The organism is Pseudomonas sp. SZ40 (assembly GCF_052958135.1).
On sequence record NZ_JBQWIF010000020.1, the window covers coordinates 16,654 to 41,231 of the forward strand.

Sequence of the window (24,578 nt, forward strand, 5' to 3'; positions counted from 1 at the left end):
CTAGAATTTCGCGCTGATGGTGGCCAGCAGCGAGGCCGGCTCGCCGTAGTAGTTGCCATCGGTGGAGGCGACGGTTTCCAGATACTCGCGGTCGGTGAGGTTGCGTCCATTGAGCGAGACGCGAACCTCTTCGCTGAGGTCGTAGAACAGGCTGGCGTCGAAGCGCGTGTAGCCGGAGACGTCGTAGCTGTTCTCCAGATTGCCCTCGCGGGCGCCAACGGCGATTACTCCCGCACCGAAGCCCAACCCCTTCAGGTTGCCCGATTGCAACTGGTAGCTGCTCCACAGCGAGCCGCTCAGGGTCGGTACGCCCTGCAGCTTGTTGCCTTCTCGCACCAGTGAGTCAGCGGTGGGGGTGTGCTTGGTCAGCTCGGCGTTGAGCACACTGGCGTTGGCAATGATGTGCCAGCCGTCCAGCGGTTCGCCGACGATATCCAGTTCTACGCCGCGCACGCGCTGTTCGCCGGTCTGGATGGAGCGATCTTCATTTTCCGGATCGGTACTGGCGACGTTTTCGCGGGTTAGCTGGAACACTGCCAGTGTGGCGCTCAATCGTTGTGGAATCAGCTCGACCTTGGCGCCCACTTCGAACTGCTTGCCTTCCTCTGGATCCAGCGGCCGCCCTGAGCGATCGATATCGCCCTGGGGGACGAACGAGGTGCTGTAGCTGGCATAGAGCGACAATTGATCGTTGGGCTGGTAGACCAGCCCGACGCGCGGGGAGACCTTTTCCGGATCGAGGTTGGTAGGAACCTCGCTGTAGTCGTCTTCGATGGTCAGGTTTTTCTGCCGTGTGCTGTCGTAGCGTGCCCCGACCAGCAGTTTCCACTGGCTGCTCAGGTCGATCTGATCCTGCAGATACAGGCTTTGGGTTTCCAGCTCGTACTCCGAGCCGCCGCCATAGGTGAACGCGCCGGGTACCGCGCCGTAGATCGGCTCGTAGATATCGATATCGGCCAGCGGGGCGCGGTCGCTGCCGGCATGGCGATCACCTTCGAGGTATTCGAAGCCGACCAGGGCCGTATGCTGCAGGCCGCCCGTGGCGAAACGAGCGATGGCCTCGAACTGCATGTCCAGAGTGCGTACGGCTTCCTTGCCGTCGGTGGCACGGCGGCGCAGGGTACGGCCGTCGGCGCGCATGTCGCGCAGGTCGACGACGTAGCGCTGTTTATCCGACTCGTCCCAGCGGGTCGCCTGGCGCAGGGTCAGCCAGTCATTGACGTCATGCTCGACACGCCACCAGGCGGCGACCTTCTTGGCGTCGTCGTGGGACCAGGGCTCGTGCAGGAAGCGCTCCGGCTTCATGCTGATGCGGCCGTTTTGCGGAATCACGCCGCGGTCGAACTGGCTGGTTTGGTTGGTGTATTCCAGACCGCCATCGACCCGGGTGTATTCGGTTAGCTCCCAGCGCAACGTGGGGGATATGTAGGTATGGCGGTTGTCGCGAAAGGTATCGCGGAAGCTGCTTTCGGTCTGCCCGGCGATGGCGATGCGCCCGGCGAGGGTTTTCGCTTCGTCCAGCGGGCCGCTGGCGTTGACCTCCAGGCGATAGAAGTCTTCGCTGCCAGCCTGGGCCTTGATCCGGGTCTCCGGCGTGAACGTCGGTTTGCGGGTCACCAGGTTGATCAGCCCGCCGGGGTCGCCCTGGCCGTAAAGCACCGAGGCCGGGCCCTTGAGCACTTCCACGCGCTCGACGTTGACCAGATCGCTGATCACCTCAGGGCGCGACACCAGCGGGTTCATCAGCATGCCGTCGACCGCGTAGGTGCGAGAGTGGAAACCACGCACCACGAAGCTCTCGGTGGAACCTCCGTGGGAGTTGCCGCGTTGCACGCTGCTGACGTTGACCAGAGCGTCGGCCAACTGGTTGAGCTGCTGGTCCTCGAGAACCTGACGAGGCACCACCTGAATGGACTGTGGAATGTCACGCAGGGCGCTGTCGGTCTTGCTGCCCGTGGCACTGCGGGTGGCGCGGTAACCGCTGACCGGGCCATCGGCATACTCGTGCTCGCCGCTGGCACTGATGGTCGACGGCGCCAGGGACAGTGAGCCGCTGCTGTCCTGCGGGAACAGTAGCAGGGTGCGCTCCGGGGTGAGCGTCCAGCCCAGGCCGGAGCCTTGCAGCAACAGGGTGAGCGCCTGTCGCTCACTGTAGTTGCCCTGTACCGCCGGTGCGCTCAGGCCATCGGCAAGGCGCGCGTCGAAACTGACCTGGATGCCCCGTTGGCTGCCGAAGGTGGCGAGCGCCGAGGCCAGCGGTTGGCTGCTGATGGAGAAGGCATGGCGTTGCTGGTCTTCGCCGCTGCCTGGCGCCTGCAAGGCGCTCTGTGCCATGCCCAGAGGCGAGCCGAGCAGCAGGCAGGGGGCGGCGAAGCAGCCGATGCCGAAACGCAAGACGAGTCGAGGAGAAAAGCGCAAACGCGGCACCAGCATGCTGTCGTCCTTCATACATATCGTTAACGTTTGAGAGGGATTCTCAAATTTACGATTGTAAAGACGACACCCTCGGCGATTTTTTTCATCGCCGAGGGATTTTTTTCTGATGGTCCGCCGCGCGGTGCGATCAAGGCGTTCCCAGCACGCGGATCCAGGGCGTCATGCGCCGGCTGGGTACCGCCAGCGATTGAGCCAGGGCGCCGAGGGCGCGATCCGGGTCGCGCATGTCGTAGATGCCAGTGAGGCGGCGCTGCGCCAGAGCCGGGTCGGCGAGCACGATCCAGCCCGGTGTGTAGCGGCGCATCTGCTCGAGAATTTCGCTGACGCTGGCGTTTTCCACGAACAACTGGCCACGCCGCCAGATGGCCACGCGCTCACTGTCGACCCGCAGATGCTGCAGGGTTCCGCTGAATCTGTCCTGGCGCAGGCCTTCACCAGGGTGGAGGTCATCTTCGCTGCTGGCGCCATCGACCTGGCTGCTTACGCGCACCAGGCCGCGCTCTACGGCGACGTCCAGATAACGTTCGCTCAGGTCGACTTCGAACGCGGTGCCGAGTACCCGCACTGCGCTGCTGCCGGCCTGGACCACGAAGGGCCGCTCGACATCGCGCTGTACATCGAAGAACGCCTGGCCGGCCAGTAGCTGCAGATCACGGCGCTCGCTGCGATATTCGCTGCGCAAGGCACTGCGCGGGCCGAGGGTGACCAGCGAGCCGTCGGCCAGGGTCACCGTGCGGGTTTCCCCCGCTGCGGTGATGTAGTCGGCCTGCCAGTGCAGTGCGGCCTGGGGATAAGTGAGGATCGCCAGCGCAGCGATGCCGGCCGCCAGTGCCGCGGGCAGCCAGCGACGTTTGCGTCGCGGCGGGGGGCTGGCCGGGCGAGCGGTTTGTGTCGGGGGTTCGCGCAGTTGCGCGATGCCTCCCCACACTCGCTCGATCTGTTGCCAGGCATGCAGATGCTCCGGGCCCTGCGCCAGCCAGCGTTCGAAATCCTTGCGTGCGCTCGGCGTTTCGCTGAGGCGCAGGTGCCAGTCGGCGGCCTGTTCGAGCAGGTCGTCCGTGTTGCCCGCAGAGTCAGTCACGCTGCTGGTCCCGCGTGTCATCACCGGGCAGGGCGCGGGCCAGGCGTACCAGCGCATCGCGTACCAGGCGATGAGCCGTGGCCAGGGACACGCCCAGCTGTTCGGCGATCTGCGCCAGGGTCTTGCCGCCCAGGCGATGCATCTCGAGCGCGCGGCGGCTTTGCTCCGGCAGGTCCGCCAGGGCACTGGACAGGTGCTCCAGCTCATCGCTGTGCAGGCAGGCCTCTTCGGGGCTGGCGACCAGGGTCGGCAGCAGCCAGTCCGGCGGCATGGCGTGGCGGCGCTGCTCGCGGGCCTCGCTCAGGCGCATGTCGAGGGCAAGGTTGCGCACGATGCGATAGAGGTAAGCGACGGGCTGTTCGATGGCTTGCAGCTCGGGGCGCTGCAGGGGATGCAGGCGCAGATAGGCTTCCTGAACGACATCCTCGGCACGATCCCGGTCCTGGGTGATCTGCGCCGCATAGTTGACCAATGCCCTGCGGCAGGACAGGAAGATATCCAGCTTCTCGGCCGAATCGTTCATGGTTGCGCCTCGTCGTACTGCAGACGCAAATCGTCTGGGCCGGCAAAGGCGGTACTCTAGACCTGATTGAGAGGCTTTTTCAATTGGAAGGAGCCCGGCAGTTGGGCTCCCTGTCGGCAGGGCTCAACCCTTGGCGGTCGTCTCGACCCAGGCGGCATAGGTGTCGATGAATTTCTGCAGGAACGGCCGGATACCGTCGCTCAGCTTGCCGCTTTCATCGAAGAAGTTGCCGGCGCCGCCCAGGTAGGCTTCCGGCTGTTGCAGCAGGGGCATGTCGAGAAACACCAGCGCCTGGCGCAGTTGATGGTTGGCACCGAAACCGCCCAAAGCACCAGGGGAGGCGCTGACCACGCCAGCCGGTTTGCCGCTGAACGCGCTCTGGCCGTAGGGACGCGAACCTACGTCGACGGCATTCTTGAGAGGGGCGGGGATCGAGCGATTGTACTCCGGGGTGATGAACAGCACGGCATCCGCCGCCTTCACCTGGGCGCGGAAGTGGCTGTAAGCAGCGGGTGCCGGATCGACGTCGATGTCTTCGTTATACAAGGGCAGATCACCAATTTCGACGATTTTCAGACTCAGGTTATGCGGTGCCAGGTCGGCCAGTGCCAAGGCGAGTTTGCGGTTGATCGATGCTTTGCGCAGGCTACCGACCAGTACGGCGACGTAGGTCTTGCTCATGGGGGTTCCCTTGATCAGGAGTGGAAGGGGGTGTTGGCAAGCCAGAACACTATAGCTGTCTCCCGATCGCACGTGGCGCTTGCGCGGATAGGCACTGCACCGCGTTGCATGAGGTTGATGGCGATGTGATTTTCCTTGAACCGGATGCCGGTGGCGCCAGTCGATTGTGGGGTATAGCCCAGCCGGGCCCACTTCAATAGGACGTACACCATGGACCTGATCCGTATTCTGATCGCCATTCTTCTTCCGCCTCTGGGCGTTTTCCTGCAGGTCGGCTTCGGCGGCGCTTTCTGGCTGAATATCCTGCTGACCCTGTGCGGCTATTTCCCGGGCATCATTCACGCCGTGTATATCATCGCCAAACGCTGATTCCAGGCTGGCTCAGAAACCGCGCAATGCGCGGTTTTTTTGTGCCTGCGGTTCCCACCATGTGAAATTGAGCTGTACGACAACCTGCCTGAGTTGTCCTTTTTCGGCGGACTGGACCCCGCTCATCTTTTTGACGCGCGGCCCCGCGGTTGTGAAAGTTTCTGGCATTCAAGAGAGGGCTCGTATTTTTCATTGCCCGCTTTGAATTTGTGGTTATTTTTAAATAACTATATGAATTTACAGGTTTTTAATTGATTTAATTTGGCGTTGACCGGAGTGAGTGATGGCCATTTCACATCTTTGCTGGGGATGATTTTCTTCTTTACAGGTTCTTGACAGCGTTTGGGATTGGCGCAATTATCGGGTTATTCGCTGTATGACAACATACATCGGGCCAATCAAATAATCACAAGATCCAAGGCGCGTTCAATGAAGATCACTCAGGTCAATGTCGAGGTTTTCACCTACCCCACTCGTCGCAGCGTCGATGCTGCCGGTCATGCCCATCCGGGCGACGAATCCCTGGCCAAGATGGCGCTGTTGCGCATCGCCACCGAAGACGGCGTGGAAGGCTATGCCTTTGGCGCGCCCGAGCTGATTCGTCCGCACATCATCGACAGCTTCGTACGCAAGGTGCTGATTGGGCAGAACGTCATGGATCGCGAGAAGATCTGGCAGGACCTCGCTCACTGGCAGCGCGGCAGTGCCAGTCAGTTGACCGACCGCGCACTGGCGCTCGTCGAGCAGGCGCTGTGGGATTGGGCGGGGCGCAAATTCAAGCAGCCGGTGCACAAGCTGATTGGTGGCTATCGCGACAAGGTGTTGGCCTATGGGTCGACCATGTGCGGCGATGACCTGCCGGGCGGCCTGTCGACTCCCGAGGAGTACGGCCGCTTCGCCGAGCAACTGGTCGCCCGTGGCTACAAGGCGATCAAGCTGCACACCTGGATGCCACCGATCTCCTTCGCGCCGGATCCGAAGATGGACGTGCGTGCCTGCGCCGCTGTGCGTGAGGCGGTCGGCCCGGATATCGCCCTGATGCTCGACGGTTATCACTGGTATAGCCGCACCGACGCGCTGTACATCGGCCGCGAACTGGAAAAGCTCGACTTCGCCTGGTTCGAAGAGCCGATGATGGAGGAGTCCGCCGAGTCCTATGCCTGGCTGGCGGCCAACCTGGACATCCCGGTGCTGGGGCCGGAATCCCTTGGGGGCAAGTACATGAGCCGTGCCAGTTGGGTCGGGCAGGGCGCCTGTGACATCCTGCGCGCCGGCGTGGCCGGGGTCGGCGGTATCGCGCCGTGCCTGAAGGTCGCGCACCTGGCCGAATCCTATGGCATGCACTGCGAGATTCACGGCAACGGCGCCGCCAACCTGGCGGTGGTCGGTGCGATCAAGAACTGTGACTGGTACGAGCGCGGCCTGCTGCACCCGTTCCTCAACTACGACGACGTGCCTGCCTATCTGAACAGCATCGTCGACCCGATGGACAGCGATGGCTACGTGCACCTGCCGGATCGTCCGGGTCTGGGCGAAGACATCAACTTCGCCTACATCGAGACGAACACCGTCAACCGGTACTGATGCACCGGTGCGCAGCCGCACGCGGCTGCGCTGTTTCTGAGAGTCGAATAACTATAAGAAGGCTATCTCATGATCAAACCAATTCCGCATCTGGTCGCGGGCCTGCTGGCCGCTACCCTGGCCCTGGGCTCCGTGACCACGGTGCAGGCCAAGACCCCTGCCGATCAGCTCATCGTCGGCATGAGCATGATCAACCTGCTGTCCCTCGATCCGGCTGCCGCTACTGGCCTGGACGTGTCCGAGGTGAACGCCAACCTGTACGACATGCTGCTGGTGCAGGACGCTGCCGCGCCGGACAACCTGGTACCGGCCCTGGCCGAACGCTGGGAAGTCAGCGATGACCACAAGACGCTGACCTTCCACCTGCGCAGCGGCGTCAAGTTCCACTCCGGCAACGAGCTGACCGCCCAGGATGTGATCTGGTCGTTGCAGCGCGTGCTCAAGCTCAACCTGGCGTTGGCCTCGACCTGGAAGGCTTACGGCTTCACCGCCGATAACGTCGAGCAGCAGATCCGCGCCCCTGACGACCACACCGTGGTGGTCGAGCTGGCTCGCCCGACCGATCCGATGCTGGTGCTCAATACCCTGGCCACCTCGCCCAGTGCATTCATCCTCGACAAGAAAGAGGTGCTCAAGCACGACAAGAATGGCGATATGGGCGGTGCCTGGCTGACCACCAATGCGGCGGGCAGCGGACCATTCGTGCTCAACGCATGGCGCGCCAATGACGTGATTCTGATGACCCGTTTCGAGGACTATTGGGGCGGCCCGGCCAAGCTCAAGCGCGTGGTGATGCGCAACATGACCGAGTCGCAGTCGCTGCGCCTGATGGTCGAGCGGGGCGACCTGGATATCGCCCGTGGCATGTCGGCACCGGACATCACGGCCCTGAGCAGTTCGGACAAGGTCAAGACCCAGACCGTGCAGCGCGGCACGCTCTACTACGTGGCGCTGAGCACCAAGCAGCCGATGTTCGCTGACGCCCGCGTGCGCAAGGCGGTCCGTTCGTTGATCGATTATCAGGGCATCAATGAGGTGGTGATGCCGCATTACGGCACCCTCAACCAGCGCCCGATGCCGCTCGGCCTGCCCGCGCGTCTGGATGATCCCGGCTATCGCCTGAACGTCGAGGAGGCCAAGAAGCTGCTGGCCGAAGCCGGCTACCCGGACGGTTTCCAGACAACTATCCGTGTACTTGCGGAGCCACCGTTCATCAACATCGCCTCCAGCGTGCAATCGACCCTGGCTCAGGCCGGCATCAAGGCGCGCATCGTCACCGGCACCGGCACTCAGGTGTACGGCTCCATGCGTGAACGCACCTTCGACATCATCGTCGGTCGTGGCGGTGGCGGCGCTGAGCGTCACCCGCATTCCAGCCTGCGCACCCTGGTCTACAACCCGGACAACCGTGACGAAGCCAAGCTGAGCAACTTCCAGGGCTGGCGTACCTCGTTCTACAGCCCCGAGCTCAATGCGCTGATCGAAAAGGCCGAGGTAGAGCCGGACAAGCAGACCCAGATGGATCTGTATCACCAGTTTCAAAACCTCTACGACGAGCAGGTCGGCGCCATCATGCCGATTTCGCAGATGACCGACACGGTGGTGATCTACCACGACGTGGTCGGCTATATCGGTCACAGCGCGGCGACCACGCGCTACAAGGATGTGCACAAGGATCGTTGAGCCCCCGGGCGGCGTAGCGCCGCCCCTGCTTAGACGAACGAGCGCGATCAATCGGGAGCCTGTTATGTTTGCTTCGACTGCGTCTTTCTTCGGCACGCGGATGGGCGGCACTTCACGCCGTTTCGGCGCGGTGCTGATGACCCTGCTGGGCTTGTTGGCGATGACTTTCTTCATCGGCCGAGTGATGCCACTCGATCCGGTGCTGGCGGTGGTCGGCCCGGATGCCGACAGTTCCACCTACGACCAGGTCTATCAGGCCATGGGCCTGGACCGGCCGCTGCTGGTGCAGTTCGGCTACTACCTGCGCGATCTTGCCCAGGGCAATTTCGGCAATGCGCTGCTCACCGGCCACCCGGTGATCGAGGACATCGCCCGGGTGTTCCCGGCGACCATCGAGCTGGCCACGCTGGCGATCATCTTCGGTGTGGTGCTCGGCCTGCCGCTGGGCGTATTCGCGGCGGCCAACCAGGGCCGTATCGGTGATCACCTGGCGCGTGTGGTGACCCTGTTCGGTTATTCCACGCCGATCTTCTGGCTCGGCATGATGGGCCTGCTGGTGTTCTATGCCTGGCTCGGCTGGGCGGGTGGTGCCGGGCGTATCGATCTGGCCTACGACGGCATGGTGCCCTCGGTGACCGGCATGCTGCTGATCGACAGTGCCATCGCTGGCGACTGGGATGCCTTTTCCAGTGCCCTCAAGCACATCCTCCTGCCGGCGCTGATCCTGGGCCTCAACTCGGTGGCCTACATCAGCCGGATGACCCGCAGCTTCATGCTCGAGCAGCTTTCCCAGGAGTACATCCTCACCGCTCGGGTCAAGGGCCTGTCGCGGCGCAAGGTGATCTGGGGCCATGCCTTCCGCAACATCCTCGTGCAACTGCTCACCGTGGTGGCGCTGGCCTATGGCTCGTTGCTCGAAGGAGCGGTGCTGATCGAGACGGTGTTCGCCTGGCCCGGCTTTGGCCAGTACCTGACCAGCAGCCTGCTGCTCGGTGACATGAACGCGGTGATGGGCTGCGTGTTGGTGATCGGCTTCATCTTCGTCGGTCTCAATCTGCTCAGCGATGCGCTGTACAAGGTGTTCGACCCGCGCACCCGCTGACCCGACCCACTCGATTGCAGCCCTTCAATAATTACAATAGGGACATCCGCATGAAATCGTTTCGCTCCACGCTGCTCTGCGGCGTGCTCGGTGCGCTGCTGTGTAGCGCTCCGCTGCTGACCGCCCAGGCCAAGACCCCGGACGATCAACTGATCGTCGGCATGAGCATGGCCAACCTGTTTTCCATCGACCCGGCCAATGCGCCGGGGCTCGATGCCTCGGGCATCAACGCCAACCTGTACGACACCCTGGTGTTGCGCAAGGACGGCAGCCCCGACGCGCACATCCCGCAATTGGCCGAGCGCTGGGACGTCAGCGAAGACGGTCGCCGGCTGACCTTCCACCTGCGCGATGACGTGCGCTTCCATTCCGGCAATGCGCTGACCGCCGAGGACGTCGCCTGGTCGCTGTACCGCGTGCTGAAACTCAACTTCGGCCTGGCCACCACCTGGAAGGCCTACGGCTACACCCTGGACAACATTGAGCAACTGATCCGCGCCGAGAACGATTCGACGCTGGTCATCGAACTGCCGCAGCCGACCGACCCGCTGCTGGTGATCGACACCCTGGCCACTTCGCCAAGCGCCGTGGTGCTGGATCGCAAGACCGTGCTCGAACATGAAAAGGACGGCGATCTGGGCGCTGCCTGGCTGGTCACCAACGAAGCGGGCAGCGGCCCGTTCACCCTCAGCTCCTGGCGTGCCAACGACACCCTGGTGATGACCGCGTTCGCCGATTACTGGGGCGGCGCGAGCAAGCTCAAGCGCGTGCTGATCCGTCATATCACCGAATCGCAGTCGCTGCGCCTGATGCTCGAACGCGGTGACCTGGACATGGGCTACGGCATGGCCGCATCCGACGTCCAGGCGCTGGCCGCCAAGGGCAACATGCAGATCCAGACGCTGCAGCGCGGCACCATGTACTACGTCGCCATGAGCATGAAGCAGGCGCCGTTCGACGACATCCGTGTGCGCAAGGCCGTGCGTTCGCTGATCGACTATCAGGGCCTGGACAAGGTGGTCATGCCTTATTACGGCAAGCTCAACCAGCAGCCCATGCAACTGGGGCTGACGGCGCGCCTGCCAGATCCTGGCTACACGCTGGACGTCGACGCCGCCAAGGCGCTGCTCGCCGAGGCCGGCCACCCGCAGGGGTTCAAGACCACCATCCGCACCCTGGCCGAGCCGCCCTTCGTCAACATCGCCTCGAACCTGCAGTCGACCCTGGCCCAGGCCGGCATCCAGGCGAGCATCGTCACCGGTACCGGCAATCAGGTGTATGGCGCCATGCGTGCGCGCAACTTCGAGATCATCGTGGCCCGCGGCGCCGAGCGCTATCCGCACCCTTACTTCAGCCTGCGCACCTTCGTCTACAACCCGGACAACCGCGATGACGCCGGTATCGCCAACTTCCAGGGCTGGCGCGCGGCGTTCCAGGACGACGAGCTCAACAGCCTGATCGACAAGCTCGGCGTGGAGCGCGACGAAGCCGCCAAGCTGAGCATGTATCACCGCGTGCAGCAGCGTTACGACGAGCTGGTGGGGCCGATCATGATGATTTCGCAGATGACCGATCCGGTGGTCAGCGCGGCTGACGTCAAAGGATTCCAGGGTGCCGACGCCGAGGCGACGCGTTACCTGGGTGTGTACAAGCAGCGTTGAGTGAACGGGCGCGGCAGCGCGCCCGTTACCGACCCGAACCGAGTTCCGGAGGCATACGATGATTGCCAACATCTCTTCATCTTCATCCATCAAGCGCACGGGCGAACAGACGCCAGTCTCGGCGTTCCAGGCGTTCTGCCACAGCAGCGTGCGCGTGTTGCAGCATCTGCTGCGCAACCCCATGACGCTGATGGGTTCCAGCGTGGTCCTGCTGCTGATCCTGGTGGCAGCCTTCGCGCCGTGGATCGCCACCCACGACCCGATCGTGCAGAACCTCGGCAACGCCCTGCAGGCGCCGAGCGCCGCGCACTGGTTCGGCACCGACGAGTACGGCCGCGACGTGTTCAGCCGGCTGGTCTACGGCTCGCGCATCACCCTGTACATCATCGGTCTGGTGACCATCATCGTCGGCCCCATCGGCTTGCTGGTCGGCACCATTTCCGGCTACTTCGGTGGCTTCGTGGATGCGTTGTTCATGCGCATCACCGACATCTTCATCTCGTTCCCCAGCCTGGTGCTGGCGCTGGCCTTCATCGCTGCACTGGGCCCAGGCCTGGAACACGCGGTCATCGCCATCGCGCTGACTTCCTGGCCGCCCATCGCGCGTCTGGCCCGGGCGGAAACCCTGTCGCTGCGCAACGCCGATTTCGTGGTGGCGGTGCAGCTGCAGGGCGCCTCGTCGTCGCGCATCATCTTTCGCCACATCATGCCGATGTGCATGTCGTCGGTGATCATCCGCCTGACCATGAACATGGCCAGCATCATTCTCACCGCCGCTGCGCTGGGCTTCCTCGGCCTTGGTGCCCAGGCACCGCTGCCGGAGTGGGGCGCGATGATTTCCACCGGGCGTCGCTACATGCTCGAGTGCTGGTGGCTGGTAGCCGTGCCGGGGGCGACCATCATGCTGGTCAGCCTGGCGTTCAATCTGTTGGGGGACGGTCTGCGCGACGTTCTCGATCCGCGCAGCGAATAAGGAGGCCCCATGTCCGCTATCAAACTGGAAGTAAACGACCTCTGCGTACGCTTCACCAGCGGCCGCAAGGAGGTCGACGCGGTTCGCAACGTGTCCTTCAGCCTGGGCCGCGAAAAGCTGGCCATCGTCGGTGAGTCCGGCTCTGGCAAGTCCACCGTGGGGCGCAGCCTGTTGCGCCTGCATCCGGCCAGCGCGCGTATCACCGCGAAGACCATGACGCTCGGCGAGGTCGACCTGCTCGGTGCCAGCGACAAGCAGATTCAGGCGATTCGCGGCAAGCGCATCTCGATGATCATGCAAGACCCCAAGTACTCGCTGAACCCCGTGGTGCGTGTCGGCGAGCAGATCGCCGAAGCTTACCTGGCGCATCACCGCGCCAGCCGCGCCGACGCCCGCGAGCGGGTGCTGGACATGCTCGACAAGGTGCACATCCGTGATCCCAAACGGGTCTACGGCCTCTACCCGCACGAAGTCTCCGGCGGCATGGCGCAGCGCATCATGATCGCCATGATGGTGATCACCGACCCGGAAATCATCGTCGCCGACGAGCCCACCTCGGCGCTGGACGTCTCGGTTCGCCGCCAGGTGCTCAGCGTGCTCGATGAACTGGTCGGGCAGCGTGATCTGGGCCTGATCCTGATCAGCCACGATCTCAACATGGTGCGCAGTTTCTGCGATCGGGTGCTGGTGATGTACGCCGGCCGCGTGGTCGAGGCACTCGATGCCGCCGACCTGGACAACGCCAAGCATCCCTACACCCAGGGCCTGCTGGCCGCTTTGCCGAACATCGACCGACCTCGTCCGCGCCTGCCCAACCTGCAGCGCGATCCCCTCTGGCTGACCCATTGAGTACGCACCCATGGCCATGATCGAAGTGGATTCACTCAATCTCAGTTTCGGCGTCAGTGCGGCGCGCAATCAGGTGCTCTACGACGTTGCCCTGCGCGTCGAAGAGGGCGAATCGTTTGGCCTGGTCGGCGAGTCCGGCTCGGGCAAGACCACGGTGCTGCGCTGCCTGGCCGGGCAGTACCGACATTGGGAAGGGCACCTGAGCGTTGCTGGTCGGGGCCTGCGCCACAAGCTGGATCTGGCGCACTTTCGCCAGGTGCAGATGGTCTTCCAGGACCCCTACGGCTCGCTGCACCCGCGCCACACCATCGACTCGGCACTGAGCGAGCCGCTCAGCGTGCACGGCATCGGTGATCGGGGGGACCGGGTCACCTCGATCCTCAACAAGGTCGGCCTCAACGACAGCTTCCGCTATCGCTACCCCCACCAGTTGTCCGGTGGCCAGCGGCAGCGGGTGGCCATCGCCCGGGCGCTGATCCTAGAGCCGCGGGTGCTGTTGCTCGACGAGCCGACCTCGGCGCTCGACGTGTCGGTGCAGGCGGAGATCCTCAACCTGCTCTCCGACCTGCGCGAGCAGGAAGGCCTGACCTACCTGCTGGTGACCCATGACCTGGGCGTGGTCGCCCACCTCTGTGACCGGGTTGCCGTGATGCAGCACGGGCGCATCGTGGAAACACTCGACACCGGCTTGCTGGCGCAGAACCGTGCTGAGCACGCCTACACCCAACTGCTGGTCGATGCCAGCCGTGACATCGGTGCCGTTGCACCGCCTTGACAGCATAACCCGCAGGCCTCGGGGGCCCGCCAGCACCTGAGCGCTCTGCACCGCGCATTAGCGCGAGTTCCCCTGCCGATTTTCCAACACGGGCTTGCAGGCCCGCGGCACGGACTCGCCTGCGCGATGGCCCACACAGCGATTCGAACATGCGGACAAAGCGCTGCAGGGCGGCGCTTTGCCTGAAAACCGGGCAACACACACTCAACCCATAGAAAACAACAAGAAGATCATCATGAACAAGAAAACTCTCACACTGCGTCTACTCGTTTGCCTGCTGTCCACTGCCGCTGCGGGCAGTGCATTGGCCGACAGTGCCTCGATCAACTATCGCCACCAGTTTCTCGACGACGACAGCATGCACGCCGACCGGGTCAAACTGTCCTACCGCATGGACAATGGCTGGGGATTCGAAGGCGAGCTGAAGTACCGCACCGCCGGGGACCGCAAGGACGTCGCTTTCGACAACACCGTGTCGAGCGGCCACGAACTGACCACCAGCTACCAGTACAAGTACAGCGCGGTGTCGACCTGGCAACCGGCGATCCAGCTGGACAGCAACGAGAACGGCACGACCTACAAGTTCGGCCTCAAGTACACCCGCAAGCTGAGTGACCAGTTCTATGTCGCCGCCCGCTACCGCTTCGATGCGCTGAAGCTGAACCGCGACCGGATCGATGAAGATGTCCCGGATCGCGGCTCCGACAACCGCAATACCCAGCGCTACGAGGGCTGGATCGGCTACACCCCGGCCGGCAAGCTGTCCTACGAGTACCAGTACATCTACTTCGATACCGACTACATCCGTTACGACAACAAGAAGAGCGACTACGAGCAGAACCTGATCGTCAAATACAAGCTGGACAAGTCCTGGGCGCCCTTCATCGAAATCGGTGACGTACGCGTGAGCCCCACCGAGGATGATCGCCAGATGCGCTGGCGCATCGGGGTTCAGTACAACTTCATGTAATCAAGAGCGCACGCAGGTGCCAATAACGGACGCCCGAGGGCTCGACATCGCAAGGTGAAGAGTCCGCAGGCGTCCGTTTCGTTCGCCAGTGTAGGAGCCCGCTTGCGGGCGAGGCGATGGTGGCCGCGCCCTGCTATCGAGGTTGCCGGTTTATTCGCCGTGGGGTGCGGCGCCTTGATTCACAGGCAGGCCGCCGTTTTGTACAGCAGTCGCGGCGTATCAGCCCCGACGCTGAGCCTTGAGCAGACGCTCACGGCTGTTGATCAGGTGCAATTGCATGGCGGCACGGGCGCAGTCGACATCGCCACGGGCGATGGACTCGTAAATCATCTCGTGCTCGAGGCTGAGGTTTTCCTTGTAGGCCTCGCCGTCCTCGTGTGCCTTGTAGGCCGAGTTGAACTTGTTGCGCGGGATCTGCTTGGCACCCAGGTGCTTCATGATGTCGAGCAGGTGAGCGTTCTGCGCTGCCTTGGCGATCTTGATATGGAACTGGAAGTCCGCACTGATCGGCAGGCCGGCTGGCAACTGCACGGCGCCCTGCTGCAGGGCATCCAGCGCAACGCGGATCTCCTTCAGTGATTCGGGTGTGCGCCTTTGTGCTGCCAGGCCCACGGTAGCCACCTCCAGGCTCATGCGCAGTTCCAGCAGTTCCAGCACATCCTGCGCGGTGCTGATGGTCGCCGGCCCAAGCTGCAGCTCCGGTGCTGCAGGCATGTCGCACACGAAAGTTCCGACACCCCGGCGCGTCTCCACCAGGCCCGCCACCTGCAGGCGTGACAGCGCGTCACGCACCACCGTCCGGCTCACTCCCTCGGCCCTCATGATATCCAGCTCGGCCGGCAGCTTCTCGCCACGCTTGAGCGTGCCGTCACGCATGTGCTGGGAAATCTTCGCCACCAGGTCTTCAGCCAGGCGGCTACGCTGCTTGCGCGGTGGAAGCGTCCAAATCGGGTTGTCCTGCATCATCGATCCGTTGTTGTTTCGTTATCGGCATACGACCCCAATACTGGCGATTTGGTCGCATCGAATGACAGAGGGAGATAGTAGCAGTAGCGGGGGAGGTGTGGTTGACGATGGACGATCGTGTTGTGAAGGCAGCCCGCAAGGTGCCTCAGTTGCGCACACAACGGCCACGTCATTTGCAGGCGGCTGATCACTGCATGGACTGTTAGTCGTCACCCTGATCCGTACGGGCAGATTGCGTGACTCACCCGATACGCATGCCTGGCAATTTACCGACGTACTTCATTCCCTTTCCTCGACACGGCGCCAGCTCTGCCGGCCAATGCTCGAGGGATCCGGGTAGACCGTGATGCACTCCTGCCCAGTGCAGTACTGGTAACTGTTGTCAGGATTCTGCGCAAGGGTGCCACCCCCTTCGCCATCCTGACGAACCGCCGAAACGATGGAGGTGCCGGTGCCGCTGTTGAGGCTCGACGGGGTGTAGTTGAATGCGCGTTGGGAGGTTCTGCCCCCGGTGAACGGGTTAATGGCGTAGGTCCAACTGCTGGCGCCGTCACCGCAAGGGTCGCTGTTCGGCGTCAGTGACTGGAAGAACAGGGTGCGACCGAGCTGCGACATGTTCTCCACCACCATCTCGCCATCGCTCTGCACCAGATTCAGGTACCAGCCGTTTTGTGCCGGCAGTGTCGAGCCGCCAGAGGTGCTGGCCTGCCAGCGGACGCTGTTGTTACTGATCACCCGGGCCTGACGGTTTGCGCCGTCGGTGGTCGTTGCCGTAACCGTGTTGGTAATGCTCTGTTGCTGCAGGTTGTTGCGGTTGATGGACGGGTTGTTCGCCACTTCTCCGAGGGTCTGCTTGTCCCAGATTCCGTAGACGCTCTGCGGCATGCTCTTGTCTCCGTCCTTGTCGTCACTGTCGAAGAAGCGGCCGGTGCCGAACACCACCATATAGCCGGTACCGGTTGGGTGAGCGACCAGGCTTGGCGCCGAGGTGATCGGCTGGCGTTGCGTGCCGGCATTGTCCGCACTCGCCTTGAACAATGGGTTGCCGCCGAAGCCAACCTTGAATTCGCTGGCTGCTGCAGCTGCGTCATCAGCGGTTGTGAAGGGGCTTGTGTTGTTGCGATTGCTGCGCAGCAGATCGAAGCGCCACATGTTGCCCTGCAGGTCGCCAGCATAGGCGTAGTCGGCTACCCCATCCGCGTTGTAGTCAGCCAGCTTGGGCGTCGAGAGGCCATTGGCTATGCCACTGGTGCCCTGTACCTCCAGGCTCCTGAGCACCGTACCCTGCATGGCGTCGAGAACGAACAGCGCTGCCTTGCCGTTGGTGTTGCCCGCGCTTTCGTAGCCGTTGCCGAACACCACCGCCCATTTGCCGTTGTGCAGGCGGGCAATGGTCGGCTGGGAAAAGCTGTAGCCCATTTTCACGGCGTTGGCGGCTGTGATGCTGTTCTCGTCGAATTGCCAGAGCAGTTTTTCACTGCCTGGCGTGGTGACGTCCAGTGCGAAGATGGATTTCCCTCCGCCCTTCAATGTACCGACCAGAATGGTCCGCCATTGCCTGGTGGTGCCGTCGTATACGTCAGCGACCACTGGCGAGCCGTCTACGTAGAATTCGTGGGAGTAATTGGAACCGGTCAACTTGTTCAGTTTCGGGAACACCGAGGACGGGATGAAGGCGAACTCCTCGACACCCGTCAGGGCATTGAAGCCGTGCAACATTCCTGCGTTGCCGCCTACGTAGATGCGAGGTGTGCGATTGGCGATGCTGGCCTTGAAGGTGGTGTAGGCCGTATTGCCCTCCAGGCGATTGGAGAATTGCTCCAGATAACGAGCGCCCGAGACCACGGCTGGGCTGGAGGAGTAGAAGTCGCCCAGCAGTCCGCTACGGCGGCGGAACGTGGTGCCTTCTCCCGTTCGGTTGCCACGCAGGTAGTCGACCCGCGAGGCAGCCAGGGTATCCGTTAGGCCGTTTTCCGGGTTTCTTGTCAGATAGGCGAGCAGGGTGCTGCCTGAATACAGGCTGAGTGCCGCATTGGTGGCATTGAAATCCTGCAGACCGCTCGTGTTGATCGACGCTGGGCTGGCGATTTTTATCCTGCGTTGGGACCATGCCGGTACCTTGGTTTTCGCGCTCCAGACTTCGACGGTGTCGATGGTATTGGTCACCGAATTCCAGCGTTTCTCGAAGCGTTTCACATCGCCTGACCAGTTGTCATCGCTGGCGTAGGAGGTTTGATAGGACACGGTTTGTGTGCTGCTTTCATCCGAGCTGACCTGTCCCGAATTGATGGCGGGACGGGCTGCACTGGATTTACGGTCGGCAATGCGCGAAAGAATGTCCGCGAAGGCCTGAACCATGGCATCGGGGCTGTCCACGCTGAAGAATTCGCCCCGTGAATTGATCGCGGCATGCCACAGATCGTAGACGTTGGCGTCCGTGGCGTTGGCCGCTGCAGCTGGCCAGGCCGTACCCGCTGCCAACGCGGCATATCCGCTGCCGGCAAATGTACTGCCCCCCCAGGGGATGTTGCTCTGCGTCAGTGATTGGGTCAGCCCCAGGCCCATGGTGAAGTTGGTCATATGTTGCCAGGTCGCCGGATCGTTACGCGGGTCCCAGTAGTCGGTGGTGGTATCACCCGTCTTGTAGGGGATGTAGGCCGTGATGTCGTTGCTCAGATTGGGGTTCAGGTCGCTTGCCCAATAATGCATCGCCAGGTCGGCCAGCGTGTTGGCGGTACTGTCGTAGTAGGGCGCACGCTGAGTGAATGCCCTGCCATCGGGGAGCGTGAAGGTCGCCGCATCATGGCGGAAGTTACTGGGCGCACTGGCCGCTTCGTTCCATTGCCCATCGGTCATCATGATGTGATAGCTGGCGCGACAGGCGTAAGTGTTCTGGGTGGTGTTGGTGCCGGCGGCATTGGGAAATGCCTGCCAGGGAGTGGTCGTTCTGTAGAACTCTCCAGCCCGTTTCATCGCCGCCGGAAGGTAGGTGCTTTGATCGAAGGCGATGTTTTGCAGCCAGGCGTATAGCTGACCCTTGTGGGCGGGTGTATATGCCTTGAAGGCGTTGTTTCTGCAGTAGGTGGTATCGCTGCCGTCGAACGTGGTGCAGCGGCCCAGACCCTGCCAGCTCAGTCGCACGGATGGCGAGAGATTGTAGAACGCCAGAGCTGCTGCTGAGATGGTCGAAAGTGCACGATTGCGATAGAAGGAGTACCAGTTCGCGAAGTTCGCCTGCTCACCGCTACCGACGAATCGCAAGGCATAACAACTGTCGTTGCCGGCGTTGCAATTGCTGGCTCTGCTCGAATCGTAGATGTAGTAGTAGGCGGGAACCGCTCGCCTGACCAGCGTTGCTGTGTAACCGGTGGCCGTTCTGCTGCAATCGGCCGTGAGCCCGGAAAAAACACCGGGATAGCTGGCCACTGCCGTACAGCCGAGTACGCCGATCAGGATCGGCGTAATGGTGAATTGGATGCCTCCGGGCGATGTCACCTGGGTGGCGAACAGCGTGCCAAGGCCGACCGTGGCGGAGAAGTCGGCGCTCGGGTTATCGGCCAGCCTGGAGACGGTGCCTGTCGGTTGAGCGTAGTTGCTGACGTCGCCATAGTTGTAGCTGGTACTCCCAGGGACCGTGGTAATGGGTACGTCCCAGGCGACTCGATAGCCCGCACCACTCAGATTGGTCGAACCCACTGTCGTTCTGAAACCGTTATGCCAGGCCTGGGTGAACGAGGTCGCCAATTGCTGTTCGTTGCCGGCTGCATCGAAGACCACCGGTGCATCGTAAGTCGCAGAAGGGTTGTAGTAGATCGGGTTGTAGGCGCTCGACTTGGCGCGGCGAGTAGCTGATTCGGTACTCAGCCCGTCTGGCGCGAATCCCCAGCGCATGCTTCCCGAGTCATCGAGCGTCAGCAGCATGTTGGGCGGAACGCCCGTGGTTAGGCTCAGCGGGCTCTGCGAGACGGCTGCGTAACTGTTCGCAGCACTCAGCAAGGCAATACCGGCAACGGTGTGGAAAAGCGTCTTAACGCCCAAGATGGCTGTAAGAGATTTCATCCTGCCGGCTCTCCATCGCTCGAACGTCTTCAGGTATAGGCTTGCGCCAACTGCAGATAGTTCTTCCTGAATCAGGTACCTCTCGTCGCTCGCCAGCGTCACTGCTGGCGTGTCGATGACGAATGGCGTGAGGCTTCGCCGGCACGTGATGGCGCGGCAAGTAGAAGCTCGGATCGTTATCCGGCCGTGAGGAGGGTGAATCGATGACGCGGCTATCGCTGCTGGTGTGCTGCCACGGGACGGGGGAGGGTCTATCACAGACGCGCCCCCTGAGGATGCTTGGGGGTGGAGGGCAACTCATGGCGGCCTTCGGCGCTTTATAGACGGTCATGACTGCATTCACAGGGGGCAGGCAAGAATATCCGGGCCGGTCTGCGCTCAACGCTGGCGAGGCGCGGAAGGTGCCGGTGCCGCTCGAACATCGATTGCCGACATGGCCGGCCCCTGTTCCAGGCGAAAGCCTGGATGGGGGCACTGTCAACGCTGTGGGTGTGCTTCATGGCGAGAGCTCGTGGCGCCGTGATCGGCCTATTTCCTTAACTATAGACAGGGATCTCTGATGCGCTCGGCTCGGGGGCGGTGCAGTGTGCTTCTGGATATTCCAGCGGGAGGCTGCTGGTTGATCGTGGTGTAGCGAAATCCGGACCAAAAAAAACCGCGCCAGGCGCGGTTTTCATCGAGCGATACAGCCGTGGCCTCAACGCCAGCAGTCGCTCACGCTGGCTCCTGAGGCGCTTACGCCGCGCGTACCGCTAGCCGTCAACGTCAGGTTGCCGCACTTGGTGTCGTTGAACTGCTGGGTGGCCGTAAGGGTATAACCGCCATCACCATCAGCCTTGCTCACCGAGAAGACGTATTTCCCAGTAGCCGACCTGTTGCTCGAGAGGTTCATCCCAAGCTTGCCGATATCGGCGGCAGCGGTGACGTACGCGTTATTCTGATTGAAGTAGCGCTCCTGCCTGGCCGCCGCATCATTCAACAGCGCCTGGCCTTCGGTACGGTGGCCGCGCTGCACGTACTGGGTGTAGCTCGGGTAGGCGATGGCCGCCAGGATGCCGACAATGACAACCACGACCATCATTTCGATCAGGGTGAAGCCGGCTTGGCCGTTACGGCGACCTGACAACCCTGCGCTACTTCTGAGGCGATTCATTCCTTGTCCTCCGTACGGCGCCAGGCTTGACGGCCGATGCTGGTTGGGTCCGGGTAGATGTTGATGCACGACTGGCCTGTGCAGTACTGGTAGCTGCTGTCAGAGTTTTGCGACAGTGTGCCACCGCCTTCACCGTCCTGACGAATGGCCGAAACGACCGTTGTGCCGACATCCGTGGTCGGGGTGTAGTCAAATGCTTTTTGGGTAGTTCTTCCGCCAGTGTAGGGGTTGATGGCATAGGTCCAGTTGGCTGCACCGTCGCCACATGGATCGTCATTGGGAACCAGCGACTGGAGGAAGATGGTGCGGCCCAACTGCGACATGTTTTCTACCACCATCTCACCGTCGCTCTGTACAAGGTTCAGGTACCAGCCATTTTGGGCTGACAGCGTATTGCCTCCTTGAGAGGTCTGTTGCCAGCGTACGGTATTGTTGCTTATCACCCTCCCTCGGGCCGTGCTGCCGTCGGCCGCTACGTTGGTCGTTGTGACGATGGTTTGCTCCTGCAAACTCGAACGCGAGATATTGGGGTTGCTTGCCGTTTCCCCCAGCGTCTGTTTGTCCCAGATGCCATAAACGCTTTGAGGCATGCTCTTGTCGCCAGCCTTGTCACCTGTGTCGTAGAAACGACCGGTGCCGAAGACAACCAGATAACCGGTGCCGGTCGGGTGGGTCACCAGGCTAGGGGCGGAGGTAATGGCTTGTCGCTGTGTGCCTCCATTATCCGCAGCGGCTTTGAACAGCGGATTACCATCAAAACCGACCTTGAAATCGCTAACGGGAACATTGTTCGTGACTTTGAACGGATTGCTTGCATCTTGATTCGCTCGCATCAGATCAAAACGCCACATGTTGCCCTGTAGGTCGCCGGCATAGGCGTAATCTGCGGTGCCGTCAGCGTTGAAGTCTCCCAGCTTTGGCGTCGAGAGGCCGTTAGCGACACCTGTAGTGCCCTGAACTTCCAGGCTCCTCAACAGTGTGCCGTTCATAGCATCCAGGATGAACAACGCGGCTTTGCCATTATTGTTGGCACTTTCGTAACCATTGCCAAATACCACGGCCCATTTTCCGGTATGCAGGCGAGCGATCGTCGGCTGGGAAAAGCTATAACCCATCTTTACTGCATTCGTATCGGCAATGCTGTTTTCGTCGAATTGCCAGAGCAGTTTTTCTTGACCGGGAGTGGTGATGTCCAAGGCAAAAATGGACTTGCCGCCGGCTTTCAACGTGCCCACCAATATGGTTTTCCATTCGCTGCCTGTATAAACATCGGCTACTACAGGCGAACCATCTACATAGAACTCATGGCTGTAGTTGGCACCTGTCAGCTTATTCAGCTTGGGGAAGACTGCAGAGGGGATGAAGGCGAACTCTTCGGCCCCCGTCTTGGCGTTGAAGCCATGCAGCATGCCGTCATTGCCGCCAACGTAGAGGCGCGGGGTGCGGTTCGCGATATCGGTTTTAAATTTGGTGTAGGCGTTATTGCCTTCCAAGCGGTTAGTGAACTGCTCCAGGTAGCGAGGGGTGTTGAGGACTACGGCTGGTGTTGAGGAGTAAAAGTCGCCCAGCACGCCACTACGTTGCCGGAAGGTAGTACCTTCGCCTGCGCGGTTACCACGCAGATAGCTGATCCGGTCCGCGCCCTTCGTGTCTGCCGTGTTGGCATTTTCTGGGTCACGATTCAGGTAGGAAAGCAGTGTGGTGCCCGAATAGCTGGTGAGCGCAGCATTTTCAGAATTGAACTCTGCCAATCCCGTGTTATCTGTGCTTGCTATTTTGATGGTACGGGTGCCCGGAACCATGGCTTTGGCACTCCAGACCTCGTTGGTTTCCATTGCTTTAGTCTGGGCATTCCAGCTTTTTTCAAAGCGTTTGACGTCGCCTGACCAGTTGTCATCACTGGCGTAAGAGGTTTGGTAAGAAACCGTCTTGACCGTACCGTTATTGTTTTCGTCGACACTGACCTGGCCAGAGTTGATTGCTGGCCGGGCTGCGGTCGATTTACGGTCCGCGATACGTGAAAGGATGTCGTCAAACGCTTGAACCATCGCTTCCGGGCTGTCGACACTGAAGAATTCTCCGCGTGAGTTAATCGCGGCGTGCCAAAGATCATAGACGTTGTTGGCACTATTGCTGGCAGCAGCAGGCCAATTTTTTGTCCCAGCCACAAGCGCGCCATAGCCTGTGCCCACGTGGGTGCTGCCTGCCCAAGGAATACCGGAACTATTCAGAGAGTTGGTTAGGCCAAGACCCATGATGAAGTTGGTCATGTGTTGCCACGTAGCTGGGTCGTTCCGGGGGTCCCAGTAATCGGTGGTGCTGTTACCACTCTTGAACGGAATGTAGGTTGGAAGTTTATTCGTTAGTTTAGAGTTCAGGTCTGTCGCCCAGTAGTGCATAGCCAAATCGGCAAGTGTGCTGGATTGGCTATCTTTGTAGGGGGTCTGACCTGTATACCTTTTGCCGTCAGGTAGATCAATGGTGGTGTTGTCATGGTTAAATGGGTTGGGGTCAGGGGCTGTGGCATTCCACATGCCATCAGTCATGAGGATGTGATAGCTCGCTCGGCAGGAATAGGTGTTGTTAGTCGTGTTCTTTTTTGAGGTGTCTCTGCTATTTGGGTACTGTTGCCAGGCAACATCCCCCTTGAGAAACTCTCCGGCCCGTTTCATTGCCGCTGGAAGTGGGGTCCCACTATTGAAGTATATGTCCTTGAGCCAGCTGTAGAATTGGCCCTTATGCAGTGAATCATACTGCCGAAACTTATTATCTTTACAACTATCTGCATTGCCACCATTGAGTTCGGCGCATAGCGAGAGATTTTGCCAGCCCAGGCGAACCGCAGGTGATAGTTGTGCGAAAGCCATACTGGTGGCTGACAATGTCGCCAAGGCCCGAGTCCTGTAGAAGGAATACCAGGTTGCAAAATTCTCTTTCTCGTCATTTCCCACAAAAACGAGCTTGTAGCAACTTGTGTTTGATTTTGAGTCGTTGCAAGAGTTGAGGGTGTTGTCAAACGTGTAGTAGTATGCCGGCGTTCTGGCTGTGTATTCGTCGTTACTTCTTGTGCAGGAGAAGTTGCTGGCGTCTAGTACCGGGCCAGATTGTATTATTTTACACGTGTAGTTGCGATTCGAATTGGATCCTGAACGAGTTACTTCAAATTGGATTCCGGCCGCGCTGGTTTGTCTTTTTGTCTCATTTGATGAGAAGGCTACAGTGACTCGGAAGTCATTTGCCGGGCCGTTGAGCCGATTGTGCGCGCCAGTAGGCATGCGATATTCTTTACCCGTAGGTCGATAATAATCGGACAGGTCGAGACGCCCATCTCCTGGTCTGAAACCATTGATGGGCGCGTTAGTGAATTGGGTCGAGAGCTGAACTTCAGTGCCATTTTCATTAAAAAATGGCGGGATTACATACTTGGTTTTGGGGTTGTAGTACATCGCGTTGAATGTATTCGCGGCATAGAGGCGTGTGATGTTTGAGCCGCTGATTACATCGTCTTCCACTGCGTCTGGAACGTACCCCCAAGACATGCTGCCTGATTCATCCAAGGTGAAAAGGAGGTTTGGAGGAACTCCAATGGTCAGGCTAAGCGGGGTTTGCGATACTGCCGCATAACTGGTCGCACCATGTAGCAACGTGATGCCGAATAGGGCGCAGGAAAGCGACTTGACATAAAAGGCGTGTTTTGAATATTTCATCATGCC

General features: G+C 61.0%; 17 protein-coding genes. 9 read left to right on the forward strand and 8 right to left on the reverse strand.

What is annotated here, in order from left to right; all coding sequences use genetic code 11:
- The 4 genes from ACT9T4_RS16225 to ACT9T4_RS16240 all read right to left on the reverse strand — a co-directional run bounded on the left by ACT9T4_RS16225 (position 1) and on the right by ACT9T4_RS16240 (position 4,721).
- Complete coding sequence (locus ACT9T4_RS16225) at positions 1-2,448, reverse strand: TonB-dependent siderophore receptor (protein WP_499117938.1); 2,448 nt, start codon at positions 2,446-2,448, stop codon at positions 1-3.
- 115 nt (positions 2,449-2,563) lie between these two features.
- Positions 2,564-3,517 carry a FecR family protein gene (locus ACT9T4_RS16230; RefSeq protein WP_179539828.1) on the reverse strand — a complete coding sequence of 318 codons (954 nt, stop codon included), beginning with the start codon at positions 3,515-3,517 and terminating at the stop codon, positions 2,564-2,566.
- Positions 3,510-4,040 (reverse strand): sigma-70 family RNA polymerase sigma factor, encoded by a 531-nt coding sequence (locus tag ACT9T4_RS16235; RefSeq protein ID WP_042553321.1) that lies wholly within the window; start codon positions 4,038-4,040, stop codon positions 3,510-3,512. Before ACT9T4_RS16235 ends, ACT9T4_RS16230 begins: the two co-directional genes overlap by 8 nt.
- A 123-nt stretch (positions 4,041-4,163) precedes the next feature.
- Entirely contained in the window at positions 4,164-4,721 is a 558-nt protein-coding gene (locus tag ACT9T4_RS16240; RefSeq protein WP_499117941.1) for an NADPH-dependent FMN reductase, read from the reverse strand.
- A gap of 210 nt (positions 4,722-4,931) precedes the next feature.
- On the opposite strand from ACT9T4_RS16240, the gene ACT9T4_RS16245 reads away from it, so the two are divergent.
- The 9 genes from ACT9T4_RS16245 (at position 4,932) to ACT9T4_RS16285 (ending at position 14,687) form a co-directional block, all read left to right on the forward strand.
- Positions 4,932-5,090 carry a YqaE/Pmp3 family membrane protein gene (locus ACT9T4_RS16245; protein WP_042553324.1) on the forward strand — a complete coding sequence of 53 codons (159 nt, stop codon included), beginning with the start codon at positions 4,932-4,934 and terminating at the stop codon, positions 5,088-5,090.
- Between the two features lie 429 nt (positions 5,091-5,519).
- The gene (locus tag ACT9T4_RS16250; RefSeq protein WP_042553325.1) at positions 5,520-6,674 is read left to right on the forward strand and encodes a mandelate racemase family protein; all 1,155 of its coding nucleotides are present in this window, start codon (positions 5,520-5,522) and stop codon (positions 6,672-6,674) included.
- Positions 6,675-6,743: 69 nt separating this feature from the next.
- Complete coding sequence (locus tag ACT9T4_RS16255) at positions 6,744-8,357, forward strand: ABC transporter substrate-binding protein (RefSeq protein WP_218878531.1); 1,614 nt, start codon at positions 6,744-6,746, stop codon at positions 8,355-8,357.
- 64 nt (positions 8,358-8,421) lie between these two features.
- The gene (locus ACT9T4_RS16260) at positions 8,422-9,459 is read left to right on the forward strand and encodes an ABC transporter permease (protein ID WP_042553327.1); all 1,038 of its coding nucleotides are present in this window, start codon (positions 8,422-8,424) and stop codon (positions 9,457-9,459) included.
- 50 nt (positions 9,460-9,509) lie between these two features.
- Positions 9,510-11,120: an ABC transporter substrate-binding protein gene (locus ACT9T4_RS16265; protein WP_499117944.1), complete on the forward strand. Its 1,611-nt coding sequence runs from the start codon at positions 9,510-9,512 to the stop codon at positions 11,118-11,120.
- A gap of 58 nt (positions 11,121-11,178) precedes the next feature.
- On the forward strand, positions 11,179-12,093 hold the full coding sequence (locus ACT9T4_RS16270; RefSeq protein ID WP_499117946.1) for an ABC transporter permease: 915 nt from the start codon (positions 11,179-11,181) through the stop codon (positions 12,091-12,093).
- A gap of 9 nt (positions 12,094-12,102) precedes the next feature.
- On the forward strand, positions 12,103-12,942 hold the full coding sequence (locus tag ACT9T4_RS16275; RefSeq protein ID WP_499117948.1) for an ABC transporter ATP-binding protein: 840 nt from the start codon (positions 12,103-12,105) through the stop codon (positions 12,940-12,942).
- 10 nt (positions 12,943-12,952) lie between these two features.
- Positions 12,953-13,717 carry an ABC transporter ATP-binding protein gene (locus ACT9T4_RS16280; RefSeq protein WP_042553331.1) on the forward strand — a complete coding sequence of 255 codons (765 nt, stop codon included), beginning with the start codon at positions 12,953-12,955 and terminating at the stop codon, positions 13,715-13,717.
- Positions 13,718-13,952: 235 nt separating this feature from the next.
- Positions 13,953-14,687 carry an oligogalacturonate-specific porin KdgM family protein gene (locus ACT9T4_RS16285; RefSeq protein WP_499117950.1) on the forward strand — a complete coding sequence of 245 codons (735 nt, stop codon included), beginning with the start codon at positions 13,953-13,955 and terminating at the stop codon, positions 14,685-14,687.
- A gap of 219 nt (positions 14,688-14,906) precedes the next feature.
- Here ACT9T4_RS16285 and ACT9T4_RS16290 read toward each other — a convergent pair whose 3' ends face one another.
- The 4 genes from ACT9T4_RS16290 to ACT9T4_RS16305 all read right to left on the reverse strand — a co-directional run bounded on the left by ACT9T4_RS16290 (position 14,907) and on the right by ACT9T4_RS16305 (position 24,575).
- Positions 14,907-15,650, reverse strand: a complete 744-nt coding sequence (locus ACT9T4_RS16290) for a FadR/GntR family transcriptional regulator (protein WP_179539829.1) — start codon at positions 15,648-15,650, stop codon at positions 14,907-14,909.
- Between the two features lie 282 nt (positions 15,651-15,932).
- Positions 15,933-19,712 carry a pilus assembly protein gene (locus ACT9T4_RS16295; protein WP_499117952.1) on the reverse strand — a complete coding sequence of 1,260 codons (3,780 nt, stop codon included), beginning with the start codon at positions 19,710-19,712 and terminating at the stop codon, positions 15,933-15,935.
- A 697-nt stretch (positions 19,713-20,409) separates the two neighbouring features.
- Entirely contained in the window at positions 20,410-20,865 is a 456-nt protein-coding gene (locus ACT9T4_RS16300) for a type IV pilin protein (protein ID WP_042553333.1), read from the reverse strand.
- Positions 20,862-24,575 carry a pilus assembly protein gene (locus tag ACT9T4_RS16305; RefSeq protein WP_499117954.1) on the reverse strand — a complete coding sequence of 1,238 codons (3,714 nt, stop codon included), beginning with the start codon at positions 24,573-24,575 and terminating at the stop codon, positions 20,862-20,864. Before ACT9T4_RS16305 ends, ACT9T4_RS16300 begins: the two co-directional genes overlap by 4 nt.
- Positions 24,576-24,578: the final 3 nt, after the last annotated feature.